General features: G+C 73.1%; 19 protein-coding genes. 8 read left to right on the top strand and 11 right to left on the bottom strand.

From position 1 onward, the window contains the following. Positions 1-131: 131 nt before the first annotated feature. Positions 132-2,747 (top strand): ATP-binding protein, encoded by a 2,616-nt coding sequence (locus NI25_RS12375; RefSeq protein ID WP_061442507.1) that lies wholly within the window; start codon positions 132-134, stop codon positions 2,745-2,747. 101 nt (positions 2,748-2,848) lie between these two features. Here NI25_RS12375 and nucS read toward each other — a convergent pair whose 3' ends face one another. Further along, positions 2,849-3,520 (bottom strand): endonuclease NucS, encoded by a 672-nt coding sequence (gene nucS, locus NI25_RS12370; RefSeq protein ID WP_061442506.1) that lies wholly within the window; start codon positions 3,518-3,520, stop codon positions 2,849-2,851. A 290-nt stretch (positions 3,521-3,810) separates the two neighbouring features. Here nucS and NI25_RS12365 point away from each other — a divergent pair, with 290 nt between their 5' ends. Further along, positions 3,811-4,203, top strand: a complete 393-nt coding sequence (locus NI25_RS12365) for an SCO5389 family protein (protein ID WP_003973607.1) — start codon at positions 3,811-3,813, stop codon at positions 4,201-4,203. An 82-nt stretch (positions 4,204-4,285) separates the two neighbouring features. Here the strand turns inward: NI25_RS12365 and NI25_RS12360 are convergent, their stop codons facing one another. After that, positions 4,286-5,314 carry an LLM class flavin-dependent oxidoreductase gene (locus NI25_RS12360; RefSeq protein ID WP_061442505.1) on the bottom strand — a complete coding sequence of 343 codons (1,029 nt, stop codon included), beginning with the start codon at positions 5,312-5,314 and terminating at the stop codon, positions 4,286-4,288. Between the two features lie 256 nt (positions 5,315-5,570). Here NI25_RS12360 and NI25_RS12355 point away from each other — a divergent pair, with 256 nt between their 5' ends. Next, on the top strand, positions 5,571-5,903 hold the full coding sequence (locus NI25_RS12355) for a hypothetical protein (protein WP_061442504.1): 333 nt from the start codon (positions 5,571-5,573) through the stop codon (positions 5,901-5,903). A 17-nt stretch (positions 5,904-5,920) separates the two neighbouring features. Here the strand turns inward: NI25_RS12355 and NI25_RS12350 are convergent, their stop codons facing one another. The 7 genes from NI25_RS12350 to mce all read right to left on the bottom strand — a co-directional run bounded on the left by NI25_RS12350 (position 5,921) and on the right by mce (position 15,859). After that, positions 5,921-6,790, bottom strand: a complete 870-nt coding sequence (locus NI25_RS12350) for an ABC transporter permease subunit (protein WP_061442503.1) — start codon at positions 6,788-6,790, stop codon at positions 5,921-5,923. Next, entirely contained in the window at positions 6,787-8,067 is a 1,281-nt protein-coding gene (locus NI25_RS12345) for an ABC transporter ATP-binding protein (RefSeq protein ID WP_061442502.1), read from the bottom strand. The genes NI25_RS12350 and NI25_RS12345 overlap by 4 nt, the downstream gene beginning before the upstream one ends. Before the next feature lie 125 nt (positions 8,068-8,192). Further along, positions 8,193-8,963: an ABC transporter permease gene (locus tag NI25_RS12340; protein ID WP_199560893.1), complete on the bottom strand. Its 771-nt coding sequence runs from the start codon at positions 8,961-8,963 to the stop codon at positions 8,193-8,195. A 2-nt stretch (positions 8,964-8,965) separates the two neighbouring features. Continuing rightward, the gene (locus NI25_RS12335; protein WP_061442500.1) at positions 8,966-9,955 is read right to left on the bottom strand and encodes an ABC transporter ATP-binding protein; all 990 of its coding nucleotides are present in this window, start codon (positions 9,953-9,955) and stop codon (positions 8,966-8,968) included. Positions 9,956-10,064: 109 nt separating this feature from the next. Next, positions 10,065-10,997 carry a hypothetical protein gene (locus NI25_RS12330; protein WP_061442499.1) on the bottom strand — a complete coding sequence of 311 codons (933 nt, stop codon included), beginning with the start codon at positions 10,995-10,997 and terminating at the stop codon, positions 10,065-10,067. A gap of 207 nt (positions 10,998-11,204) precedes the next feature. After that, positions 11,205-15,185, bottom strand: a complete 3,981-nt coding sequence (gene scy / locus NI25_RS12325; protein ID WP_061442498.1) for a polarized growth protein Scy — start codon at positions 15,183-15,185, stop codon at positions 11,205-11,207. A 233-nt stretch (positions 15,186-15,418) separates the two neighbouring features. Beyond that, positions 15,419-15,859, bottom strand: coding sequence for a methylmalonyl-CoA epimerase (gene mce, locus NI25_RS12320; RefSeq protein WP_061442497.1), 441 nt, complete (start codon positions 15,857-15,859; stop codon positions 15,419-15,421). A gap of 149 nt (positions 15,860-16,008) precedes the next feature. Here mce and NI25_RS12315 point away from each other — a divergent pair, with 149 nt between their 5' ends. The 3 genes from NI25_RS12315 to NI25_RS12305 all read left to right on the top strand — a co-directional run bounded on the left by NI25_RS12315 (position 16,009) and on the right by NI25_RS12305 (position 19,719). After that, positions 16,009-17,241: an acetyl-CoA C-acetyltransferase gene (locus tag NI25_RS12315; RefSeq protein WP_061442496.1), complete on the top strand. Its 1,233-nt coding sequence runs from the start codon at positions 16,009-16,011 to the stop codon at positions 17,239-17,241. Between the two features lie 57 nt (positions 17,242-17,298). Beyond that, positions 17,299-18,255 carry a methylmalonyl Co-A mutase-associated GTPase MeaB gene (gene meaB / locus NI25_RS12310; protein ID WP_061442495.1) on the top strand — a complete coding sequence of 319 codons (957 nt, stop codon included), beginning with the start codon at positions 17,299-17,301 and terminating at the stop codon, positions 18,253-18,255. A gap of 171 nt (positions 18,256-18,426) precedes the next feature. Next, a complete protein-coding gene (locus NI25_RS12305; RefSeq protein WP_061442494.1) occupies positions 18,427-19,719 on the top strand; it encodes an MFS transporter in 1,293 nt (430 codons plus the stop codon). On the opposite strand, the gene NI25_RS12300 is transcribed toward NI25_RS12305, so the two are convergent. Further along, positions 19,656-20,396, bottom strand: coding sequence for a PepSY domain-containing protein (locus NI25_RS12300; protein ID WP_061442493.1), 741 nt, complete (start codon positions 20,394-20,396; stop codon positions 19,656-19,658). The two genes, NI25_RS12305 and NI25_RS12300, sit on opposite strands and share 64 nt — an antisense overlap. A 134-nt stretch (positions 20,397-20,530) precedes the next feature. Here NI25_RS12300 and NI25_RS12295 point away from each other — a divergent pair, with 134 nt between their 5' ends. Together NI25_RS12295 and NI25_RS12290 are read left to right on the top strand one after the other, a co-directional pair. Further along, a complete protein-coding gene (locus NI25_RS12295) occupies positions 20,531-21,250 on the top strand; it encodes a response regulator transcription factor (RefSeq protein ID WP_061442492.1) in 720 nt (239 codons plus the stop codon). Beyond that, a complete protein-coding gene (locus NI25_RS12290) occupies positions 21,247-22,656 on the top strand; it encodes a sensor histidine kinase (protein ID WP_061442491.1) in 1,410 nt (469 codons plus the stop codon). The genes NI25_RS12295 and NI25_RS12290 overlap by 4 nt, the downstream gene beginning before the upstream one ends. 25 nt (positions 22,657-22,681) lie before the next feature. On the opposite strand, the gene NI25_RS12285 is transcribed toward NI25_RS12290, so the two are convergent. After that, positions 22,682-23,158, bottom strand: a complete 477-nt coding sequence (locus NI25_RS12285; protein ID WP_003973592.1) for a MarR family winged helix-turn-helix transcriptional regulator — start codon at positions 23,156-23,158, stop codon at positions 22,682-22,684. Positions 23,159-23,257 lie beyond the last annotated feature (99 nt).

Here is a 23,257-nt window from a genome sequence, read left to right as displayed (position 1 = left end):
TCTGGCTGCCCGCTGCCTTTGCAAACCCGCCGGCGGGCCCGGACCAGAAGCGACAGCGCGGTGTGCGGCAAGGCCGGGAGGGTGGTCCCTGCCGGGGCCCTGCACACGACGCTTTTGGGGGGCTTGAACCAATGGACCCGAACAACCGGGGCCCTGAGGAGTACGGCCAGGACGGCGACCACCAGGCGCCGCGCCCGCGCCCGCACAGGGACCCCATCACCTCCGACTTCGGACAGCACGCGCCCGCGCTCGCCCGCACGGTGCGACTGGTGTCCGGCGACTTCCTGCTCACCGTCAACCCCGTCGACGGCAGCGAGATCGAGGTCTGCCCGCCCGCGGAACGGCCCGCCCGGCCCGAGAAGCTCACCGCGGCCGAGCGCGCCGAGGCGGAGCGAGCCGCACGGCCGCCCGTCCCGCCGGGACCGGTCCGCACCGTCCTGGGCCTGCTGGCCCGCGAGGACGAACGCGAACGCCTGGTCCGGCTCCTCGCCCGCGGCCGCTCCGTCCGCCTCACCGGCCCCGCCGGCTCCGGCCGCACCAGCCTCCTCGACGTCGTCGCCGAGGACTGCGCGGGCCTCGCACCCGACGGCGTCGTCCGCCTGAGCGGCCACCACCGCACCGCCGACGACCTGCTCCACGACCTCTTCCATGCCGTCCACCGCGCGCCCCTGCACCGCCCGGACCGGACGGAACTCCTCGCACATCTGCGCGAGGTCGGCGCGGTCGTCGTCCTGGACGACGTCGAGTTCGGCGGCAGCGCCCTCGACGAGCTCCTCGACGCCACCCCCGAGTGCGCCTTCCTCCTCGGCGCCACCCCGGACGTGCCCGCGCCCTCCGCCGACTCCGCCGTCGAGGAGGTCTTCCTCACCGGCCTGGACCGCGCGGACGGCGTGGAACTGCTGGAGCGCGCCGCCGGCCGGACGCTCACCGAGGAGGAGGCGAACTGGGCCGGCGACCTCTGGTTCGAGTCCGAGGGCCTGCCGCTGCGCTTCGTCCAGGCCGGCGCCCTGCTGCGCCGCCGGGACCGGGAACGGGCCGGCGCCGACGCCGTCGACGAGTTCGGCGTCTTCGCCGACGCCCGCCCGGACGACGACACCCCCTACGACGCCACCGACGCCGACGACGTACCCCTGCCGTCCCTCGGCGAGGCCGCCGCGCCCGCACCGCTGCTCGCCTCCCGGCTCAGCGCCTCCGCCCGCGCCACGCTGGAGTTCGCCGTCGCACTCGGCGGCGAGGTGCCGCACCAGGCCCACCTGCCCGCCCTGGTCGGCGACACCCACGCGGACGCCGCCCTCGGCGAGCTGGCCGACTGCGGACTGGTCTCCCCGGTCGGCTCCCGCTACCGGCTGGCCGCCGGGGTGCTCACCCAGCTGGAGAGCGCCGGATACACCGACGGCCTGCGGGAGCGGGCGCGTTCCGCGGCCCAGCACTACGCCTGGTGGGCCGGGCACCCCTCGGTCACCCCCGAGCGGGTCTGCGCGGAGGCCGACGCCGTACTGGCCGCCCTCGCCGCCCTGGTGCCCGCGACGACCCCGACCGCCGAGGACGAGGACAGCCCGGCCGTCCAGCTGGCCCGCACCGCGGCGCCCGCGTTCGCCGCCGGACTGCACTGGAGCGCCTGGCAGCGGGCGCTGCGCTCGGGCACCGAGGCCGCCCGGCTCGCCGGCGACGTCGCCGAACAGGCCTACTTCCACCACGAACTCGGCGTCCTCGCCCTGTGCGAGGACCAGCTGGACCGGGCGCGCGCCGAGCTGGAGGCCTCCATCGGCCTGCGCGGCGCCCTCTCCGACAAGCGCGGCGCCGTGGCGGGCCGCCGCGCCCTCGCGCTGGTCGCCGACCGCACCGGGGACACCCCGGGGCTGGGCAGCAGCGGTGCGGGCGCCTTCGGTGGCGCGGGCGCCGTCGCCGGGTTCGGTGCCGGGCTCGGGCCGACGGTGGGGGAGGAGGTGCCCGACGCCCGCAACGAGGAGTCGGTGTCGCCGTCCGCGGGCGTCCCCGCGCCCTTCCCGCCGCTCCAGCCGCCGCCCCAGTCCCCGACCCTCGTCACCCGCCGGGAGCCCGACGACGAGCCGTCCCGCACGGTCGCGGGCGGCATCAAGGGCTTCGCCCGGCGCAACCTGGTGGCCGCCGGAGCGGGCGCGCTGCTCGTCGCCGTGCTCGGCACGGTGGTCACCCTCGGGGCCACCTCCGAGAACGACGCGGGCGACCCGTCCAACGAGGTCGGCGGCACCCCCTCGGCGAGCCAGGGCATCGACGACGGCAGCCTCGGCGCGGACCGGCCCACCGACGACGGCAAGGACCGGGAGACGCCCGGCAGCCCGGCCGACTCCGGCCCGGACGGCACGCCCGGCACGTCCGACGACCCGGCGCCGACGGGGTCGGGGGAGCCTTCGGACGGGCCGAGCAGTACGGGCAGCAGCGCCCCCGGCGATGACGAGAGCCCGGACGATCCGGGGTCGCCGGACGAGCCGAGTGATTCGCCGACTCCTACGCCCACCGGCCCCAGCACTCCGCCGTCTTCCTCCAGCTCGCCGCCCCCCAGCCCCACGACCAGTGCACCGACGGATCCCGAGCCGTCGGAAAGCGACTCGACCGGGACGACGTTCCCCGAGACTTCCACCAGCGCCGGCGACACCATCGCGCCCACAGCGGCCAGCTCCCCCGTGGCCACCCCCACCGCCACCCAGAGCAGCACCGGCACCGGCGCGTCCGGCGCGGACGACCCCGAGGCCGGTCAGATCATCTGATCCTGCCGGTCGAGCACCGACACACGAAACCGCCGCACGAAGGAGGGCCGGGTCCACCCGACGGACCCGGCCCTCCTCGCGTCGCAGGACGTGACGCCGCCTCAGAACAGCCGCAGCTTGTCGTCCTCGATGCCCCGCAGGGCGTCGTAGTCCAGCACCTGGCAGCCGATGCCGCGGTCCGTGGCGAGCACGCGGGCCTGGGGCTTGATCTCCTGGGCGGCGAACACGCCCCGCACCGGCGCGAGATGCGGATCGCGGTTCAGCAGTTCCAGGTAGCGTGTGAGCTGTTCCACGCCGTCGATCTCGCCGCGCCGCTTGATCTCGACCGCGACGGTCCCGCCCTGGGCGTCCCGGCACAGGATGTCGACGGGGCCGATGGCGGTCATGTACTCGCGGCGGATGAGGGTGTAGCCCTCGCCCAGGGTCTCGATGCGGTCGGCGAGCAGCTCCTGGAGGTGCGCTTCCACGCCGTCCTTGATCAGGCCGGGATCGACACCCAGTTCGTGCGAGGAGTCGTGCAGGATCTCCTCCATCGTGATGATGAGCTTCTCGCCCGCCTTGTTGACGACGGTCCAGACGCCCTCCTCGTCGCCCGCGCCCTCCTTGAGGGTGCACGGAGGCGACATCCAGTTGAGGGGCTTGTAGGCCCGGTCGTCGGCGTGGATCGAGACGCTGCCGTCCGCCTTGACCAGGATCAGCCGGGGGGCCGAGGGCAGGTGGGCGGTGAGCCGTCCGGCGTAGTCGACGGAACAGCGGGCAATGACGAGACGCATGGTCGGCAACGCTACTCGACGCGCCCGGCCCGACGCGATTCGCCCGTGCCCGAGCGCCCCGCGGCGCACCCGCACGCTGTCCCACTTCTCCCATTGGCCCCGTTGTGCGCACTGGCCGATTGTGGGCCTACCGGATGGTGTCCATCTGGGCATTCTCCTGGTGCCGTCACGATCGGTTGCTTACGGTATTGAACGGGAGGTCGCGAACTGTGTACGCAGCGTGTTCGGAATCGCGCACTCCCTTAACTGTCCGGCAACCCCTGCTGGTCGGGGGTGCGAGAGGAGAACCCATGTCGCTCGACGTCTCACCGGCCCTACTCGAACAGGCCGAGCGAGGCGAGGTCGACGAAGCAGACTTCGTCGACTGCGTCCGGACCTCCCTGCCCTACGCATGGGAGATGGTCAGCTCCCTGGTGGCACAGCTGAAGGTCGACGGCGGAGCCTTCGCCGACAACCAGACGCCCCCGCCGGACGAGCAGGCGCGCGGTCAGCTCCTGCGTGCGCTCGCGAGTGACGCCATACGCGGTGCACTGCAGCGGCACTTCGGGGTGCGGCTGGCCTTCCAGAACTGCCACCGGGTGGCGGTGTTCCCGTTGGACTCCTCCGTCGACGAGACGCTGACCAAATTCACCTCGGTGCGCAGCCAGTTGCTGAACCAGTCGCCCGAACTGCGCGACTGCTGAGGCACCCAGACCGCCCGCTTGCCGCTCCGTACGTGGGAGGTGCAGCTTTTGTACCGGAGCGGCAAGCTCCGCGCCCGACGGTTCAGCCGAGCTGGGGGAGTACCTCGGCCCCGAGCCGCCGTACGTTCTCCTCGGTCGCCGCGAGGTCTCCCGAGCCCTCGACGAGCAGGGCGAAGCGGGAGATGCCGGTCCGCTCGCCGGTCGCCGCGAGCCGGTCCGCGCACAGCCGGGGCGTGCCCACCGGGTGCAGCCCGCAGAGCAGTTCGGTGTACGCGTGCGGGTCGCGCATCCGCCGCTCCCGGCCGTCCACCGTGACATGGGCGCCGAGCCCCTGCCGCAGCCAGCCCGGCATCGCCTTGAGCAGGGTCTCCGCCGCGTCCGCGCGCCGGTCCGCGATCTGGCAGACACCGGCCGAGACATGGGCGGCTGCGTGGACCTCCGCGGCCGTCCGCCCGGCCTCGCGGGCGTGCCGGCGCCACAGGGCGACCATCTCCGCCTTCTCCTCGTCGCCGACGTGCATCCCGAGGAGCATCGGCAGCCCCCGCTCGGCCGCCATGCGCACGCTCGACGGCGACGTGCAGGCGACGACGACCTCCGGGCCCGGTTCCTCGGACAGGGACTCCGACGGCCGCGGCACGACGGGCACTTCGCGGAAGCGGTAGCGGTCCCCCGAGGCGCCGACGGCCGGTTCGCGCAGCCAGCGCAGCAGCAGGTCGAGCGATTCCGGAAACCCCGTCTCGTACGCCTCCAGACCCGCGCCGAACACCTCCAGGTCCACCCACGGACCGCCGCGGCCCACGCCCAGCGAGAAGCGGCCGCCGCTCGTGACGTGCAGCAGTGCCGCCTGCTCGCCGAGCGCCACGGGGTGGACGGTGGGCAGCACGCTGACCGCGGTGCCCACCCTCAGGCGCCGGGTGCGGCCCAGCAGCAGTGCGGCCAGGGTCACGGCCGACGGACACGTGCCGTACGGCACGAAGTGGTGTTCGGCCAGCCAGACCGAGTCGAGCCCGGCCTCCTCGGCGACCTCGGCCGAGCGGACGGCGCGGTGCAGCGCCTCGCCCTGGCCCTGGCCCGGGAACTGGGCCCCCAACACGAAACTTCCTACGCGCATTGCCTTTTCCTGCTTCCTCGGCCCCGACACGGAGCTCCCCCACAGGGCATAACCGCCTGACACGTGCCGAGGACACGGCCGGACGAAGGACTTTGCGGATTGTCTGCAGAATCGGCCGTTGTGGGACGGTGCCCCGGGCCCGGTCGGAATCCCCGCGCGGGGGGAGTTGCGGTGTTCGACGGCGTATGCGTACCCGTGTCCGTGCCGCGTAGGCTGGATGCCGCCCTGCTTCCTGTATAGCTCCGTGAGGTGTCCTGTGTCCCCGCGTCGCAACCGACCCAAGGGAGCCGGTTCCTCCGGCCGGAGCGCCGAGGAGGACGGCTCCGGCCGCTACGGCGGCTGGCAGTCCTCGGAGAGCTGGCAGGGCGAGGAGTGGAGCGTCCGGCACGTGGCGGGCGCGAGCGCGCAGGGGAAGTCGTACCGCTGCCCGGGGTGCGACCAGCTCATTCCGGACGGAGTCCCGCACGTGGTGGCCTGGCCCGCCCACGCGGGCGTCGACGACCGCCGGCACTGGCACAAGGCGTGCTGGAACGCGAAGGACCGCCGCACCACGCGGGTGCAGCGGTCCCGTAACGCGCCGAGGTTCTGAGGGCCGGTCCGGCCGCCCTACACGTCCCGCTTCTCCAGCAGGACGAAGGCGGCGGCGAACACGGCCGCCGTCACGCCGAGCACGATCCACAGCGGGTCCCAGCCCGAGGGCCCGGACTCGGAGAGCGAGTTGGCGTAGAAGATGCTCATCTGGTTCGGGATCGAGTACTCGAACAGGGCCTGCTGCACGTCCTTGAGCGACTCCGAGAACATGAACAGGGCGATCACCAGCGGCGCGAGCAGGACGCCGATCATGATGGTGATGGCGCCCGCCGAGTGCCGGATGATCGAACCGACGGCCAGCGAGAGCAGCCCGAGCAGCGCGACGTAGAGCGAGACGCCGACGGTGCCCTTCAGCCACTCCTCGCCGGTGGGATCGCCGGCGCCGTGGCCCTCCAGCATGGACACGTGGACGAGGCCGATCAGCGTCGCCGACACCAGGGTCACCACGAAGGCGACCAGGAAGAACACGATGCCCTTGGCCGCCAGCACCCGGCCGCGGCTGGGGCAGGCCGTCATCGTCGTGCGGATCATGCCCGTGCCGTACTCGGACGCCGTGGTCAGCACGCCGAGGGTGATCACGCAGATGCTGCCGAGCAGCAGCCCGAAGAAGCCGAGGCTCAGCGCGCTCTCGCCGGCCAGGTCGGAGTCCGAACTCGCCACCACCGCGCCGGTCAGCAGCCCGATGCCGAGGACCAGCAGGACGAACACGCCCAGCGTCCACATCGTCGAGCGCACCGACTTGATCTTCGTCCACTCGGAGGCCAGGGCGTGCAGGAGGGTCGTGCGCACCACCGGGATCGGCGAGGTGTAGGTCGGGTACGGCGAACCGGGCGCCGCGTGCCAGTCGGGCGCGGCCTGCTGCGTCGGGGGCTGGGGGGTGCTCATCGGGCGTCCTCGGGCTTGGTCGGGTCGGTGACGGGCGCGGAGGCGGGCGCCGGGGCGGCGGTGGGGGGTGCGGGAGCCGCGGCGGGCGGCTGGGGCGTCTGCGGGGCCGGCTGGGCCTGCGGCGCCTGCTGCGCCGTGTACGGGTTGGCCGGCTGACCGCCCGGCAGCGCGCCGGGCGCCTGCGGGGCGCCGTACGGGCCCGCCGGGGCCTGGCCCGGGGCGCCCTGCGGCGCGGCGAAGGGCTGACCGCCCTGCTGGGGCGGCGGCGGGGCGTACCACCCCGGCTGACCCTGCCCGGGCACCGGCATCGGAGGCTGCGCACCGGGCGGCAGGGGCTGCTGGAGCCCCGCCTTCTGGTCGGCGGTCGACCGGTAGTCCACGGCGCCCTGCGTCATCCGCATGTACGCCTCCTCCAGCGAGGCCTGGTGCGGCGACAGCTCCCACAGCCGTACGTCGGACTCGTGCGCGATGTCGCTGATCCGGGGGAGGGCGAGGCCCGTCACCCGCAGCGCGCCGTCCTGCTCGGGCAGCACGTGGCCGCCCGCCTCGGTCAGCGCGGAGGTCAGCTTCTCGCGCAGCTGCGGCTCGGTGTCCGGCGTGCGCACGCGCGCGAAGTCCGCGGAGTTGGCCGAGATGAAGTCCGTCACGCTCATGTCGGCGAGCAGCTGGCCGCGCCCGATGACGATCAGGTGGTCGGCGGTCAGCGCCATCTCGCTCATCAGGTGCGAGGAGACGAAGACGGTGCGTCCCTCCGCCGCGAGCGCCTTCATCAGGTTGCGCACCCAGTGGATGCCCTCCGGGTCGAGGCCGTTGACCGGCTCGTCGAAGAGCAGCACCTGGGGGTCGCCGAGCAGCGCGGCGGCGATGCCGAGCCGCTGGCCCATGCCGAGGGAGAAGCCCTTGGAACGCCGCTTGGCCACGTCCTGGAGGCCCACCACGCCGAGCACCTCGTCCACCCGGCGGGCGGGGATGCCGGACAGCTGGGCGAGGCTCAGCAGGTGGTTGCGGGCGGCCCGGCCGCCGTGCACCGCCTTGGCGTCGAGCAGCGCGCCGACGTGGCGTGCGGCGTTGGGCAGTTTGCGGTACGGGTGGCCGCCGATCGTCACGTGCCCCGAGGTGGGGTTGTCCAGGCCCAGGATCATCCGCATCGTCGTCGACTTGCCCGAGCCGTTGGGCCCCAGGAAGCCGGTGACGGCACCGGGCCGCACCTGGAAGGAAAGGTTGTACACAGCGGTCTTGTCGCCGTAGCGCTTGGTCAGGCCGACTGCCTCGATCATGCTCCGCACCCATCGGAAGGTTCAGGGACAGCAGGGCACACGCCCCCGTAAGGGTTAGGAGGATATCCACGCGCTGACGGTTCCGTTCAAGCCCGGGCAAAATCCGACGCGCCGAGGAGTCTCTTCTAGGCGTCCCTGCGCTTCAGCACCGCGTACCCGCCCACGAGTGCCGCGATCACCCACAGTGCCATGATCCCGAGGCCGCCCCACGGCCCGTACGGCACGTCGTCGTCGATCGGCGTGACCACCTGCATGATCTTGCTGCCGGCCTGGTCGGGCAGGAACCGGCCGACCTTCTCCGTCGCGGGGACGTTGCCCAGGATGTTGGAGATCAGGAAGAAGAACGGCATCAGGATGCCCAGCGACAGCATGGGGGAGCGGAGCATCGCGGCGACGCCCATCGAGAACATCGCGATGAGGGTCATGTAGAGGCCCCCGCCGAACACCGCGCGGAGCACGCCGGGGTCGCCGATCGACGCCTTCAGGTCGCCGAGCATCGCCTGACCGAGGAAGAACGTGGCGAAGCTGGTGACCATGCCCACGACCAGCGCCAGTGCGGTCGCCACCGCGATCTTGCTGAACAGGAACGTGCCCCGTTTCGGCACGGCGGCCAGCGAGGTGCGGATCATGCCGGTGCTGTACTCGTTGCCCACCACCAGCACTCCGAACACGATCATCGCCAGCTGGCCGAGGCTCGTGCCCGCGAAGCTGATGAAGGTCGGGTCGAAGGAGAGCTGGTCCCGCCGGCTCATGTCGGAGAACTCGTTCTTCGACAGGGCCGAGATCAGCATGCCGAGGGCGATGGTGACGACCACGGCGAGGCCCAGCGTCCACACCGTGGATGCGACCGACCGGATCTTGGTCCACTCGGATCGGAGGACCTGTGTCGCCGCCATGCTCAACCCCTCTTCCAGTCGCTGCCCCACTGCCGCGGCGGCTGCCCCGGTGGCTGTTGCTGCTGCGGCAGCGTGCCGGGCGGCTGCCCGTCGTGGGCGTGGTACTCCACGGATTCCGCGGTGAGCTGCATGAACGCCTCCTCCAGCGAGGCGCGCTGCGGGCTCAGCTCGTGCAGCACGATCTGCCGCCGCGCCGCCAGCTCGCCGACCGCCTCGGACTTGTCGCCGTCCACCTCCAGCACCCCGTCGCCCGCCTCGACGACCGGGACCCCGGCGTCGTGCAGCGCGTCGAGCAGCTGCTCGCGCTGCGGGGTGCGGATCCGGACGTAGCTGCGGGAGTTCTCCGCGATGAACTCGGCCATCGAGGTGTCCGCGAGGAGCCTGCCCTGGCCGATGACGACCAGATGGTCGGCGGTCAGCGCCATCTCGCTCATCAGATGGGAGGAGACGAAGACCGTCCGGCCCTGGGAGGCCAGGGTCTTCATCAGGTTGCGGATCCAGTGGATGCCCTCGGGGTCGAGCCCGTTGACCGGCTCGTCGAACATCAGGATCCGCGGGTCGCCGAGGAGCGCGCCGGCGATGCCGAGCCGCTGCCCCATACCGAGGGAGAAGCCCTTGGTCTTCTTCCGGGCGACCGCCGACAGCCCGACCGTGTCCAGGACCTCGCGCACCCGCTTCGCCGGAATGCCGTTGCTCTGCGCGAGGCACAGCAGGTGGTTGTAGGCGCTGCGCCCGCCGTGCCACGCCTTGGCCTCGAGCAGCGCGCCGATGTACGTCAGCGGATCAGCGAGTTCGTCGTAGTGCTTGCCGTCGATCCGCACGTCGCCGGCGGTGGGCCGGTCCAGGCCCAGCACCATCCGCATGGTGGTCGACTTGCCCGCGCCGTTGGGGCCGAGGAAGCCCGTGATGATGCCGGGTCTGACGGTGAAGGAGAGGTTGTTGACCGCCACCTTCTCGCCGTACCGCTTGGTCAGCCCCTCGAGCTCGATCATGGCGCCCACGCTAGAACGGGACGAGGCCCGCTGCCACCCCAGTGACAGAAGGCCTCGTCCTTCTTCGTACGTATTCAGCAGGCGTCCGCCCCGCGTGGGCCGGACCGCCTCAGCGGGACTGCTGGGCCGGCACCCCGCGGGAGACCGACTCGTCCTCGACCGCCGGAGCGGCGGCCACCGCGGCGCCCGTGAGGGACGCCAGCATCTCGCGCACGTTGGTCAGCTGCGCGTTGATGGAGTCGCGGCGGTTGGTGAGGGCGGCCAGCTCGCGCTCGGACTCCGAACGGATCCGGTCGGCCTTGGCGTTGGCGTCGGCCACGATGTCCTCGGACTGGCGCTGGGCCGTCTCCACGGTCTGGCGGGCCCGGCGCTCGGCGTCCGTGCGCAGCTTCTCCGCCTCCAGGCGAAGCTGCTCCGCGCGGTGCTCGATCTCCGCGAGCCGCTTCTCGGCCTTGGCCTGACGGGAGGCCAGGTCCCGCTCGGACTGCTCGCGGCGCTTGGCGAGGTTGGTCTCGAAGTCGGCGGCGGCCTGCGCGGCCTTGGCGCGGGTCTCCTCGAAGAGCGCGTCCGCCTCGTCGCGCTTGGACTGCGCGTCCTTCTGCGCCTCGGAACGCAGCTGGGAGGCGTCGCCCTTGGCCTTCTCGACGATCCGGACGCCCTCGTCCTCGGCCTTGGCCTTGCGCTCGGCGGCGTACGACTCCGCGTCGTTGCGCACCTGCTGGGCGGCCGACTCGGCCAGCTCGCGGTGCTGCTCGGCCGCGCGCCGGGCCTCCTCGCGCAGGTCCTTCGCCTCTTCCTCGGCGAGCCGCAGGATCTTCTCGACCCGGGCACCGAGGCCGGCGTACGACGGCTCGGCGTCGTTGACCTGGGCCTGGGCGTTCTGAGTCTCGAGGTGGAGCTCCTCGATGCGCTTTTCCAGAGCGGTGATGCGGGTGAGAGCGCTGTCACGGTCGGAGACGAGCTTGGAGATACGTTCGTCCACCTGAGCGCGGTCGTACCCACGCCGCACAAGCTCGAAGCCGTAGGGGGAAGTGTCGCTCATGGGGTTCCTGTCGAAAGAGACCGGGTGAGGTGATAGAGGGAATCCTAGGCGCCAATGCGGTGTGTCATCGAGCGGATGCACGTTTGATACGGAGAATGACACCTCTTTTGAGTGGCTGACCCTCGGATGGCTTGCCAAAGCCTTGGGCAAGGGTCCCGTCGGGACTCGGCCAAAGATCTCCAGCAGACACCCAAATCACTCCGGATGCTAGCCGTCTGACGACTTGCCACCCGAACGTGGGGCGCCCACCGTGGCTCCGGCCTTCACGCCGTTGTCCTTCGCGCCCCCGGGCGCCTCGAACGACTCCAGTGCCTCCAGCACGTCCTGCACCCGGGAGATCTCCGCGTTGATGTCCTCGCGGCGCCGGACCAGGACCTCCAGATCGCGCTTGCCCTCGTCGACCGTGGCCCGGGCCTCGCGGACGGCCTCCGCCTTCAGCTCCTCGGCCTCGCGGACCAGGGTGGCCTTCTTCTGCTCGGCCTCCTTGAGCAGCCCCTCGGCCTTCTTGACGGCGGCGATGCGCACCTTGCCGGCCTCGGAGTTGGCCTCCGACACCAGCTCCTTGGCCTTCGCCTCCGCCTTGGCCAGCTGCTCCTCGGCCGCCTTGACGAGCGCGTCGCAGCGGTCGCCGGCCGACTTCATCGTCTCGGCGGCCTCGCGGCGGGCCCGCTCGTGCAGCTCCTCGATCTCGGAGGTGAGCCGCTCGCGCAGCTCCTCCGCGCGCTCCCTTATGGCGGTCGCGTCCCGCCGGGCGCCGACCAGCAGCTCGTCCGCGTCCGTACGGGCCTTCTCCACCCGGGTGTTGCCCTCGACCGTCGCCTCCTGGAGGATCCGGTCGGCCTCCGCACGGGCCGCCCCGACCATCGTGTCGGCCTGCGACTCGGCGTCCGCGGTGGTCTTCTGGGCCTGCTTCTGCGCCTCGGTGAGCAGCTTGTCGGCCTCGGCGGTGGTCTCCGTGATGAGCGTGTCGACCTGCTCGGCCGCCTCCGAGCGCCGCTTGTTGGCGTCCTTGCGGGCCTCGTCGAGGGTCCGCTCGGCCTCCTCGCGGGCGGCCGTGGTGACCCGCTCGGCCTCCGCCGCCGCCTCGGTCCGCACCCGCTCGGCCTCGGCGCGGATCCGCTCCGCGTGCTGCTGGGCGGAGCCCACCGTGTCGGCGGCCTCGGCGCGCAGCCGCTCCGCCTCCCCGGTGGCATCCGAGACCAGTTGCTCGGCCCGGGCGCTCGCCTCGGCGCGCACCCGCTCGGCCTCGGCGGTCGACTCGGTGCGCAGCCGCTCGGCCTCGGTGGCCGCCTCGGTCCGTACCCGCTCGGCCTCGCTCGCCGCCTCGGTGGTGACGCGCTCCGCCTCCGCGAGGGTCTCCGTGCGGAGCCGGTCGGTCTCGGCCACCGTCTCGGCGGTGAGCCGCTCCGCCTCGGAACGCGCCTCGGTGATCAGGGTGTCCGCCTGCGTCGCCGCGTCGGACCGGATGCGGTTGGCGTCCTCACGGGCGTCCGCCCGGGTGCGCGACGCGGACTGCTCGGCCTCGGCGATGGCGTCGGAGGCCTCGGTGCGCACCCGCTGGGCGTGCTCGGCGACGTCCGCGCGGATCCGGTCGGCCTCCGCGATGGCCTCCGAGACCGTCCGCTCGGCCAGTGTCTTGGCGGCCTCGGTCTCCTCCTGCGCCTCGCGCCTGAGGCGTCCGGCGTCCTCGCTCGCCCGCTCCCGCTCCGCGTAGGCGTCGGCGCGGACCCGGTCCGCCTCCTCCTGCGCCTCGGTCCGGGTGCGCTCGGCGGCGTGCTCGGCGGCGCTGCGCAGCCCGGTGATCTCCTCCTGGGCCTGCTCGTGCAGCCCGGCGACCGACTCGCGGACCTGCTGCGCGTGCTGCTCGGCGGCCGACACCATCTCGGTCGCCCGGCGGTCGGCATCCTCGACCAGCCGCACCGCCTCGGCCTGCGCCTCCTCCACCCGATTGCGCGCCGAGGCCAGCAGCCCCTCGCTCTGCTCGCGGGCCTGCGTGCGCTCCTGGTCGGCCTCCTGCCGCGCGGAGCCGAGCAGTTCCTCCGCCTCGCGGCGGCGCCGGGCGGCCTCCTCCTGGGCGGCGGCCAGCGCCTCCGACGCCTCGGCCGCGATGCGCTCGGCGGCGCTCTGCGCCTCCGCCCGCACCCGGTCGGCGCTCTCCTGCGCCTCCGACTTCAGCCGCTCCGCCTCGCTGGACGCCTCCGAGCGCAGCCGTACGGCCACGGCCTCGCCCTCCGCGCGGGAGGCGGACGCGTCCGCGGCGGCCTCGGTGCGCAGCCGCTCGGCCTCCGTCTCGGCCTGCTGCTGGAGCGTACGGATCCGCTCCGCGGCCTCGGTGCGCAGCCGCTCGCTCTCCTCGGCGGCCTCGCGACGGATCCGCTCGGCCTCCTCGCGGGCCCCGGACAGCGCCTCCTCGGCGGCGGTACGGCGCTCCTCGGCCTCGGCGTGCAGCCGCGTCAGCTCCTCGGCGGCCTCCGCCTGCCGTGCCTCGACGGCGCGCTCGGCCTCCTCGCGCAGCTCACGGGCGGCACGCTCCGCCTCCGCCTGGAGCTCCGCCACGCGCTCGGCGGCCTCCGTGCGGTGCCGCTCGGCCTCCGCGCGGGTGCGCTCCAGCGTCTCCTCGGCCTGCCGGCGCAGGGTCGTCGCCCGCTCGATGGCCTCGGCGCGGACCTTCTCGCCGTCCGCCGTCGCGCTCTGCCGCAGCTCGTCCGCGTCCGCCTTGGCCTTGGCGAGCAGCTCCTCGGCGGACTTCGCCGCCTCCTCGATCTGCGCCACGGCCTCCTTGCGGGCCTCGGCGCGGATCTTCTCGCCCTCTTCGACCGCGTCGGCCCGCAGCTGCTCGGCCTCGCCGCGCAGCCGGCGCGCCTCCTCCTGCAGCTCGACCGTCTTGGCGCGGTACTCCTTGGTGTCGTCCTTCGCCGCGCCCTTGAGCTGCTCGGCGATGTCGTGCGCCTCGCCGCGCAGCCGGTCCGCCTCGGCCTCGGCCTCGGAACGGATCCGCTCGGCCTCCTCGGTGGCCGCCTTCGTGGTGCGCTTGGCGTCCTCCGACGCCTTGTTCAGCACCTCCTCGGCGGTCCTGGCCGCCTTGGCGAGCTGGGTGGCCGACTCCTCGGCCGTGACCGTACGCGCCTTCTCGGCCGCCTCGGCGACGATCCGCTCGGCCTCGGCGCGGGCGTCCGCGACCACCTGCTCGGCCTCGGACCTGGTGTTCTCGGCGTCCTTGGTGGCCTCGCCGACCAGCCGGGCGACCTGCTCCTTGGCGGTACGGGTGCGCTGCTCGTTGGTCGCCTCGGCGCTCGACAGCGCCTTGGCCGCGGCCTCCTCGGCCTCGGCGACCACCTTCTCGGCCTCGGCCTGCGCCTTGCGCAGCGCCTCCTCGGCCTCCGCCATGCGCTGCTCGGCGGCCCGGCTCAGCTCCTGGGCCTCGCGGCGGGCGGACTCCGACTCGGTGGCGGTGGAGCTGCGCAGCTGCTCCGCGTGGTCGGTGGCCTCCTGGGCCTGGGTGGAGGCGGCGTTCAGCAGCCGCTCCGCGTCGGTGCGGGCCCGGCGCAGGATCTGCTCGGCCTCCGCGCGGGCGCTCTCCGCCTCGCTGCGCAGCCGCTGACGGGCCTCGGCGGTCAGCCGCTCGGCCTCCGCGCGGGCGGCGCTCATGGCCTGCTCGGCCTCCGCGCGGGACTCGTCGAGCAGCCGGCGGGCCTGCTGCTCGGTGCGGGCGCGCAGCTGCTCCGCCCACGCCACGTTCTCGTTGACGTGCGACTCGACGGTCTGCCGGCGCTCGGCCAGCTCCTGGTCCAGCTGCTGGCGGCGGGTCACCGCCTCCTGGTGCAGCTCGGCCTGGAGCCGCGCGGCCTGCTCCGCGTGCTCCTGGAGGATGCGCTGGGTCTGCGCGCGGGCCTGGCTCAGCTCCCGCTCGGCGTCGGCGCGCAGCTGGTCGGCCTGCGTCTGCGCGTTGCGCAGCAACTGCTCGGCCTGGTACCCGATGTCGCCGCCGTCGAAGGCGGGCCGGGACATGATGGTGCGCCGCGCCTCGTGCAGCTTGGCGCGCAGCACCTCGACCTGGTAGCCGAGGTCCTCGGCGTGCTGGATCGCCTTTTCCCGCTCGGTCTTCAGCCGCTTCATCTCGGCCTCGAACCGAGAGAGGTGGTCGACGTCAGCCGCCGGCTCTCGCTCCTGGCTCTCGTAGCCCCGCACTGCGCGGTCCCATCCGTCCCCTGGTCGCAAATATTCCCGAACGAGCTCCGTCCGTCCGCCGGACGGTGCCCCCGGGGAATGGTGTCAGATCAACGGCGGAGCATGTGCTGCTGCCCCGTCGCCGACCCCCCGAAACACGACCCCGGCGGTCCCGGCGCCCAGGGCGACAGGACCGGGTCACCCTGGACTGAGCGGCGACCGCACCCAACCCTACCGGCCCTTATGTACGAGGGTCAGTGCTCAGGTGACTCAACGGCCGCCGATGTGACCAGTTCTGTCAGTACGCCATGGCAGTCCTTGGGGTGCAGGAAGGTGATCCGCGATCCCATCGAACCGCGCCGCGGCTCGTCGTACAGAACGCGTACGCCCTTCTCGCGGATGTCCGCGGCGTCCGCGTCCACGTCCGCCGTGCCGAAGGCGATGTGGTGGACGCCCTCACCGTTCTTCGCGAGCCACTTGCCGACCGCGGAGTCCTCGCGGGTCGGCTCGAGGAGCTGGAGGTAGGAGGCGCCGCCGTCCGAGGTCTCGTTGATTTTGAGCATGGCCTCGCGGACCCCCTGCTCCTCGTTGACCTCGGTGTGGAACACCTCGAAGCCGTACGTGGCACGGTAGAACTCGACGGTCGTGTCCAGGTCGTGGCAGGCGATTCCGATGTGGTCGATTCGCGTCAGCATGGATTCAGTGCAGCGCCCCGGAGGTGGTTACGCAACGTGCGCGCGATCACACCGACCGCCGGGTGACGGGCGGCATACCGCTCAGTACATTCGAGTAAACCCTCGTTCACTCCGCGGCCTGTGCGGGCCGGAAAAGGGGATCGCAGCCCATGACCTCTGCAGCTTCTGGAACGTCCGGAACCTCCGGCAAGAACGGCACGACGTCCGTCATCGTCGCGGGTGCGCGCACCCCGATGGGGCGGCTGCTCGGCTCCCTGAAGTCCTTCTCCGGGGCCGACCTCGGCGGCTTCGCGATCAAGGCCGCCCTCGACCGCGCGGGGATCGGCGGCGACCAGGTCCAGTACGTGATCATGGGCCAGGTGCTCCAGGCCGGCGCCGGGCAGATCCCCGCCCGCCAGGCCGCCGTCAAGGCCGGCATCCCCATGAGCGTCCCGGCGCTCACGATCAACAAGGTCTGCCTCTCCGGCCTCGACGCCATCGCACTCGCCGACCAGCTCATTCGCGCGGGTGAATTCGACGTGGTCGTCGCCGGCGGTCAGGAGTCCATGACCAACGCCCCGCACCTGCTTCCCAAGTCCCGCGAGGGCTACAAGTACGGCGCGGTGCAGATGATCGACGCCATGGCCTACGACGGCCTGACCGACTCCTTCGAGAACGTCGCCATGGGCGAGTCTACGGAGAAGCACAACACCCGGCTCGGCATCGACCGCGCCGCCCAGGACGAGATCGCCGCCCTGTCCCACCAGCGCGCCGCGGCCGCCCAGAAGAACGGCGTCTTCGACGCCGAGATCACCCCGGTCGAGATCCCGCAGCGCAAGGGCGACCCGGTGCTGTTCGGCAAGGACGAGGGCATCCGCGGCGACACCACCGTCGAGTCGCTGGCCAAGCTGCGCCCGGCCTTCGCCAAGGACGGCACGATCACCGCGGGCTCCTCCTCGCAGATCTCCGACGGCGCGGCGGCCGTGGTGGTCATGAGCCGGGCCAAGGCGGAGGAGCTGGGCCTGGAGTGGATCGCGGAGATCGGCGCGCACGGCAACGTCGCGGGTCCGGACAACTCTTTGCAGTCGCAGCCGTCGAACGCCATCCGGCACGCCCTGAAGAAGGAAGGGCTCGAGGTCGGCGACCTCGACCTCATCGAGATCAACGAGGCGTTCGCGGCCGTCGCCGTCCAGTCAATGAAGGATCTCGGTGTTTCCACCGAAAAGGTGAACGTCAACGGCGGTGCCATCGCCCTGGGTCACCCGATCGGCATGTCCGGCGCCCGGCTGGTGCTGCACCTGGCGCTGGAACTGAAGCGGCGCGGCGGCGGGGTCGGCGCGGCGGCGCTGTGCGGCGGCGGCGGCCAGGGCGACGCGCTGATCGTGCGGGTGCCCGGGGCCTGACCCCGGGAGCCACGACTTCTCACGGAACAGAGCTGAACGGAGCTGAACGGAGCTGTGATGCAGGACGTCTCCTCACTGGTGGCCCAGGCCCGAGAAGGCCGGCCGCGGGCCGTGGCCCGGCTGATCTCCCTGGTGGAGGGGGCGTCCCCGCAGCTCAGGGAGGTCATGGAAGCCCTCGCGCCGCTCACCGGCAACGCGTACGTCGTCGGTCTGACCGGTTCGCCGGGCGTCGGCAAGTCGACCTCCACCTCGGCGCTGGTGACGGCCTACCGCAAGCAGGGCAAGCGGGTCGGCGTTCTCGCCGTCGACCCGTCCTCGCCCTTCTCCGGCGGCGCCCTGCTCGGCGACCGGGTGCGGATGTCGGAGCACGCCTCCGACCCGGGCGTCTACATCCGCTCGATGGCCACCCGCGGCCACCTCGGCGGCCTCGCCTGGGCCGCGCCGCAGGCGATCCGCGTCCTGGACGCGGCCGGCTGCGACGTGGTCCTCGTCGAGACGGTGGGCGTGGGCCAGTCGGAGGTCGAGATCGCCTCCCAGGCCGACACCTCCGTCGTCCTCCTCGCCCCCGGCATGGGCGACGGCATCCAGGCCGCCAAGGCCGGAATCCTGGAGATCGGCGACGTCTACGTCGTCAACAAGGCCGACCGGGACGGCGCCGACGCCACCGCCCGCGAGCTGAACCACATGCTGGGCCTCGGCGAGGCCCGCGCCGCCGGTGACTGGCGCCCGCCCATCGTCAAGACGGTCGCCGCGCGCGGCGAGGGCGTCGACGAGGTCGTCGAGGCGCTGGAGAAGCACCGGGCGTGGATGGAGGAGCGGGACGTGCTGGCCGAGCGCCGGCGGGCCCGTGCGGCGCGCGAGGTCGAGACCATCGCGGTCACCACGCTGCGGGAACGCATCGGAGACCTGCACGGGGACCGGCGGCTGGGCGCGCTGGCGGAGCGGATCGTCGCGGGGGAGCTGGATCCCTACCGGGCGGCGGACGAGCTGGTGGCGGGGCTGACGGAGGGCTGAGGGGCCGGGCTGACGGTCCTGACGGAAATTCCCCGCGGAGCCGGACCCCACGGGCTAAAGTGACGCGCATGTTCCTCCTCTTGGCATAGGGCACGCCCCGCACGCGACCGCCGGATCCGGCCGTCGCGCGCATCGGCGTCCCCTTGTCGCCCTCCCGTGAGGAACTTCCGCGTGTCCACGCGCTCTCCGCGGCCCTCCTATGCCGCCCTGCTCCGTGTCCCCCATGCCCGCCGTACGTTCGCGGCCGCCCTCGTCGGGCGGCTGTCGTACGGCACGGTCTCCCTCGCCCTGATGCTCTCCCTGACCCGGTCCACCGGGTCGTACGCCGTGGCCGGGCTGGTCATGGCGCTCTTCGGCGCCACGGGCGTCTTCCTGTCGCCCTACCGCGCCTCCCTCGTCGACCGGCACGGTCCGCGCCGGGCCCTGCTGCCCATGGCCCTGCTGTACGCCGCCCTGCTCTGCGCGCTGGCGGCGGCCTGCCGCCGTCCCGGCACGTCCGAGGCAGCCCTCGCGGTGATCGCCGCGTTCGCGGGCGCCTGCACGCCCCCGCTCGGCCCCACGATGCGCGCGGTGTGGGCGGAGCTGCTGCCCGACCGGGCCCTGCTGCAGCGCGCCTACAGCCTGGACGGCGTCGCCGAGGAACTGCTCTTCGTCTCCGGCCCGCTCCTGGTCGGCGGCATCGTCGCCGTGGCCCCGCCGACCGCCGGCGTCGTGCTCAGCGCGGTGCTGGTGGCGGTCGGCACCCTCGCCTTCGTCACCTCGCCGGCGGCCGCCGCGCTGCGTCCGGCGGGGCGGGAGAAGAACGACGGCCCCGCCGCGGAGGGCCGTGCCGACGGGCAGGCCCGGGCGCTGTTGCAGCCCGTCCTCGTCGCAGCCGGCGTCGGCGTCTCGGTGAGCGCCGTCGATCTCCTCGTCGTCGCCTACGCGGGGGAGCGCGGCCTCGGGGACGGCGCCGCCGCCTGGGTGCTCGCGGCACTGTCGCTGGGCAGCGCGGTCGGCGGTCTCGTCAACGGCGCCGTCGCCTGGAGCTCGCCCACCCGCGCCCGGCTCCCGTACCTCGCGGCCGGACTCGGCCTCTGCCTCGCCGCCGCGGGCCTCGCGCCCGGCCTCGGCACGCTGCTGGCGGCCGTGATGTGCGCGGGCCTGTTCGTGGCCCCGGCCCTGACCACGGCGTACCTGGTCGCCGACGAGAGCGCGGCGCCCGGTTTCCGGGTCCGGGCGGGCACCTGGTGCAACACGGCGGTGAACGCCGGAGGTTCCGCCGGGGCCGCCGCCGTGGGGCTGCTGGTGGAACGGCTGCCCGTGCCGGTGTGCTTCGCGGTGTCCGGCGCGGTCGCCGCGGCGGCGGCACTGGTGCCGGGGCGCCGCTTCGGGGCCGCCCGACGCGCCGGAGGGGCCGGTCAGTCGTCGTCGGCGTCGTCGGCGTCGTCGGCGTTTCCGGCGTCGTCGGTGTCGTCCGAGTAGCGAGAGCCGTGCGCGTCGTGCGAGCGGTCGGCCGTGACCTTGCCGGTCCTCGGGTCGACCCGCCAGTCCTGCTCGCCCTTGCCGGAGGCCTGCGTCTCGACCTCCCAGGCGGGCTTGCCGTCGCCGTAGTGGCCGTCCTCGTCCAGCTCGACCGAGGTCACGGTGGCGTGCCCGGCCGCCGCCGTCGCCTTCGCGGCCTCGGCGGCGTCGACGGAGGCGCCCTTCAGGGCCGCCCGCACCTCGGCGGTGTCGTCCTCGTCGTCGTCCCGCTCCGCGCCGAGGACCTTGCCGGTGGCCGGGTCGACCCGGACGCTGTGCCAGGTGCCGTCGCCGGAGAGGACGTCGACCTCCCAGGCCGCGCGCTCCCGGCGGTCGTCGCCGTCGTCGTCCCCGTCGTCGTCCCCGTCGTCCAGCTCGGCGGAGACGGCGGTGCCCGGCGTGTCCGCCAGCGCGGCGGCGACGGCGTCGGCCGCCGTCACCTTCGCGGAGGCGGCACGGGCGGCGTCGTCGTCACGGTCGTCGGCCTCGTCCCGTACGCCGCCGTCGTCCGACACGCTCACGTCAGCCCTGGGTGCCGTCCCCCGGTCGTCGTCCCCTGCGGTCGCCAGGGCCGTCGCCGTACCGCCTCCGACCAGTGCGGCGGCGGTGACGGCGGCGATCACGATGTTGCGCTTCATGCGGTTTCCTCCGAGTCGTCGGACCTCGTCCACAGTCCAGTGGCTTTCGGTGACTTCACTGTCGCGGACCGACGCTGAGGCCAGGCTGAAGCCGCCTGAAGGGATCTTCAGCTCGGCTTTGGGACCCTCTACACATGCGCCCACCCGTCGCCCACCACCACCCTGCCCGAGGCGCTTCGCGCCGCCCCTCTCGATTCTTGATCGTGGAGGACGAGAAGCGCCTCGCCGTGTCGCTCGCCAAGGGCCTCACCGCGGAGGGGTACGCCGTGGACGTCGTCCACGACGGCCTGGAGGGACTGCACAGGGCCGGCGAGGGCGCCTACGACCTCGTCATCCTCGACATCATGCTGCCCGGCCTCAACGGCTACCGGGTCTGCGCCGCCCTGCGCGCCGCCGGGCACGACGTGCCGATCCTGATGCTCACCGCCAAGGACGGCGAGTACGACGAGGCCGAGGGCCTGGACACCGGCGCCGACGACTACCTCACCAAACCCTTCTCGTACGTCGTCCTCGTCGCCCGGGTGAAGGCCCTGCTGCGACGGCGGCAGGGCGCCGGGGCCTCGCCCGTCCACGTCCACGGCGACCTCAGGGTCGACACCGCCGCCCGCCGGGTCTTCCTCGGCGAGGACGAGGTCACCCTCACCGCCAAGGAGTTCGCCGTCCTGGAGCAGCTCGTGGTGCGGGCCGGACAGGTCGTGTCCAAGGCGGAGATCCTGGAGCACGTCTGGGACTTCGCCTACGACGGCGACCCCAACATCGTCGAGGTGTACGTCAGCGCGCTGCGGCGCAAGCTGCGCGCCGGGCTCATCCGGACCGTGCGCGGCGCGGGCTACCGGCTGGAGACCGGGCGATGAGCCGCCTCTTCGCCTCGGTGCGGGCCCGCGCCACGCTCGCCGCGACCCTCGTGGTCGCCGTCGCCCTCGTCGCGGCCGGCACCGCCGTCCTGCTGTCCCTGCGTTCCAACCTGCTCGGCGAGGCGGGCACCCAGGCGGAGCGCTCGGCGCGGGACGTGGCGACCGCCCTGGCCGTCGGGACGCGGTACACCGAACTGAACCTGGACGACGACGACCGCCCCGTGCAGGTCGTCGACGAGGAGGGAACGCTCGTCGCCGCCAGCGAGGACCTGGAGCGGATCACCGGTACCGGCGTCGACGCGGTGACCCCCCGGCCGTCCGCCTCCCCGAACGACGACGACGACGGCGACGATGACGACTCCGGCGAGTCGCTCGAGGCCGGAGAGATCGGCGAGCCGGCCACCGTCGGCGACGGCACCGCGACCGTCGACGGCGACACGGAGGACTACCGCTTCGTCACCGTCCCCGTGGAGACCCGGCGCGGAGACCGGCTCACCGTCTACGCCGGCGCCCCGCTCTCCGCCGAACACGGCGCCGTGAACACCGCGCTGACGGTCATGCTGATCGGCTTCCCGCTGCTGCTCGCGGTCGTCGCGTGGGTGACCTGGCTGGTCACCCGGCGGGCGCTGCGCCCGGTGGAGGGCATCCGGCGGGAGATGGCCGCGATCACCGCCAGCGAGGACCTGGCCCGCCGGGTTCCGGTGCCCGGCACCCACGACGAGGTGGCCCGGCTCGCCTCGACCACCAACGAGACGCTGGCCGCGCTGGAGTCCTCGGTGGAGCGGCAGCGCCGGTTCGTCGCCGACGCCTCGCACGAGCTGCGCAGCCCGATCGCCTCGCTGCGCACCCAGCTGGAGGTGGCCGCCGCCCATCCCGAGCTGCTGGACCTCGACGGCGCCGTGGAGGACACCGTGCGGCTCCAGCGGCTCGCCGCCGACCTGCTGCTGCTGGCCAGGCTGGACGCGGGGGAGCGGCCCGCCGACGCCCGGGTCGACCTCGCGGCGCTCGCGCGGGAGGCGGCCGAGGGCCGTGCGGGTGTGGGCGTGCGCGGGGACGCAGCCGTGCACGTGGCCGGGTCGCGGGGGCAGCTGGGGCGGGTGCTGGCCAATCTGCTGGACAACGCCCAGCGGCACGCCCGCTCGACGGTGGAGGTCTCGGTGCGCCGGGACGGGGAGGCGGCGGTGGTCGCCGTGGCCGACGACGGCGAGGGCGTGCCGGCGGCCGACCGGGAGCGGATCTTCGAGCGGTTCGTACGGCTCGACGCCGCCCGCAGCCGCGACGACGGCGGGGCCGGTCTGGGGCTGGCCATCGCCCGGGACGTCGCCGTGCGGCACGGCGGCACGCTCACGGTGCACGACGCACCGGCAGGCGGCGCCCTGTTCGAGCTCCGCCTGCCGGGTGCCTAGACCTTCACGGTCGTCGAGGACGTGATCAGGGACGTCCCCGCTGCCCGCGCAGGTGCTCGGCGATGGGCTTGAGCGCCTTGTCCAGCTCCGTCAGGTCCTCCGGGGCCAGCAGGTCGATGAAGTGCCGGCGGACGGAGGCCACGTGGTGCGGTGCGACCTTCCGCATCGTCTCCAGGCCGTGCTCGGTGAGGACGGCGAAGAGCCCCCGGCGGTCGGACTCGCAGTTCTCCCGCCGGACCAGGTTCGCGTTCTCCATGCGGGTGATCTGGTGGGAGAGGCGGCTCTTGGACTGCATCGTGGCGGTGGCCAGATCGCTCATCCGCATTCTGTCGCCCTCCGACTCGGAGAGGTTCACCAGAATCTCGTAGTCGTTCATCGTCAGGCCGAACGGCTGCAGGTCCTTCTCGAGCTGGTGCGTCAACAGCCTGTTGACCTCCAGGTGGGTGCGCCAAGCACACTGCTCCGTATCGGTCAGCCAGCGAGTGGCCGTCTCGGTCTCCATGAATGAAGTCTACCTAAAATGTTGAAAGGCGAACTAGTGAGGGGTTTGCCGTGACGGTGACGGTGCGCACGCGTTCGATGTCACACTCCGCAGGTTACC

Source organism: Streptomyces sp. CCM_MD2014 (genome assembly GCF_000772045.1).
In the GTDB taxonomy this organism is placed as follows: domain Bacteria; phylum Actinomycetota; class Actinomycetes; order Streptomycetales; family Streptomycetaceae; genus Streptomyces; species Streptomyces salinarius.
Note: the sequence above shows the minus strand (reverse complement) of the source record. Positions and strands in the feature narration are given on the sequence as shown.

Coding starts and splice junctions, on each gene's coding strand:
- NI25_RS12375 (WP_061442507.1), top strand. CDS start 132: ATGGACCCGAACAACCGGGGCCCTGAGGAGTACGGCCAGGACGGCGAC.
- nucS (WP_061442506.1), bottom strand. CDS start 3,520: ATGCGTCTCGTCATTGCCCGCTGTTCCGTCGACTACGCCGGACGGCTC.
- NI25_RS12365 (WP_003973607.1), top strand. CDS start 3,811: ATGTCGCTCGACGTCTCACCGGCCCTACTCGAACAGGCCGAGCGAGGC.
- NI25_RS12360 (WP_061442505.1), bottom strand. CDS start 5,314: ATGCGCGTAGGAAGTTTCGTGTTGGGGGCCCAGTTCCCGGGCCAGGGC.
- NI25_RS12350 (WP_061442503.1), bottom strand. CDS start 6,790: ATGAGCACCCCCCAGCCCCCGACGCAGCAGGCCGCGCCCGACTGGCAC.
- NI25_RS12345 (WP_061442502.1), bottom strand. CDS start 8,067: ATGATCGAGGCAGTCGGCCTGACCAAGCGCTACGGCGACAAGACCGCT.
- NI25_RS12340 (WP_199560893.1), bottom strand. CDS start 8,963: ATGGCGGCGACACAGGTCCTCCGATCCGAGTGGACCAAGATCCGGTCG.
- NI25_RS12335 (WP_061442500.1), bottom strand. CDS start 9,955: ATGATCGAGCTCGAGGGGCTGACCAAGCGGTACGGCGAGAAGGTGGCG.
- NI25_RS12330 (WP_061442499.1), bottom strand. CDS start 10,997: ATGAGCGACACTTCCCCCTACGGCTTCGAGCTTGTGCGGCGTGGGTAC.
- mce (WP_061442497.1), bottom strand. CDS start 15,859: ATGCTGACGCGAATCGACCACATCGGAATCGCCTGCCACGACCTGGAC.
- NI25_RS12315 (WP_061442496.1), top strand. CDS start 16,009: ATGACCTCTGCAGCTTCTGGAACGTCCGGAACCTCCGGCAAGAACGGC.
- meaB (WP_061442495.1), top strand. CDS start 17,299: ATGCAGGACGTCTCCTCACTGGTGGCCCAGGCCCGAGAAGGCCGGCCG.
- NI25_RS12300 (WP_061442493.1), bottom strand. CDS start 20,396: ATGAAGCGCAACATCGTGATCGCCGCCGTCACCGCCGCCGCACTGGTC.
- NI25_RS12295 (WP_061442492.1), top strand. CDS start 20,531: ATGCGCCCACCCGTCGCCCACCACCACCCTGCCCGAGGCGCTTCGCGC.
- NI25_RS12290 (WP_061442491.1), top strand. CDS start 21,247: ATGAGCCGCCTCTTCGCCTCGGTGCGGGCCCGCGCCACGCTCGCCGCG.
- NI25_RS12285 (WP_003973592.1), bottom strand. CDS start 23,158: ATGGAGACCGAGACGGCCACTCGCTGGCTGACCGATACGGAGCAGTGT.